The sequence below is a fragment of the Clostridium sp. ATCC 25772 genome, assembly GCF_001573875.1.
In the GTDB taxonomy this organism is placed as follows: domain Bacteria; phylum Bacillota; class Clostridia; order Clostridiales; family Clostridiaceae; genus Clostridium_J; species Clostridium_J senegalense.
Genome location: NZ_LFRG01000168.1, coordinates 1 through 617, shown reverse-complemented (window position 1 = coordinate 617; position 617 = coordinate 1). Strand labels below are relative to the sequence as shown.

The 617-nt window shown below is 33.1% G+C and carries 1 pseudogene; it reads right to left on the bottom strand.

Annotated features, from left to right (window positions below):
• Positions 1–617 (bottom strand): annotated as a pseudogene (locus AZI32_RS17390) (DNA mismatch repair protein MutS); the annotation flags it as partial.

Genomic DNA, 617 nt, shown 5'->3' with positions numbered 1-617 from the left:
TAAGATTCATCTGCTCCCCCCTTTATAATTTTACGTAAGAATATAATATTATTATCTACTTTTTTTGCTGAAATAGAGTAGTTTTTTACTCCCGGAATTTCACCTTCTAGCTTAGTCAACTCATGATAATGAGTAGCAAATAGAGTTTTACACTTAATATTTGAATTTTCACATATATACTCTATAACTGCCCAAGCAATGCTGAGTCCATCGTAAGTACTAGTACCTCTACCAACTTCATCAAGAAGTACTAAACTCTTATTGGTAGCATTATTAAGAATATTTGATACTTCCCACATTTCTACCATGAAGGTACTCTTACCACCAGCTAAATCGTCAGAAGCTCCTATTCTAGTAAATATTTTATCACAAATAGAAACATTTGCTTCTTTAGCAGGAACAAAACTTCCCATTTGAGCTAATAGTGTAATTAATGCCACCTGTCTCATATATGTAGACTTACCAGCCATATTAGGACCAGTAATTAACATAAGTCTATTATCTTGAAGATCTAAGGTAGTATCATTAGATATAAAACTATTTGCCTTTGTAATGACTTCTACAACTGGGTGTCTCCCCTCTTCAATTTCTATGATACCATCCGTGTTAATTACAGG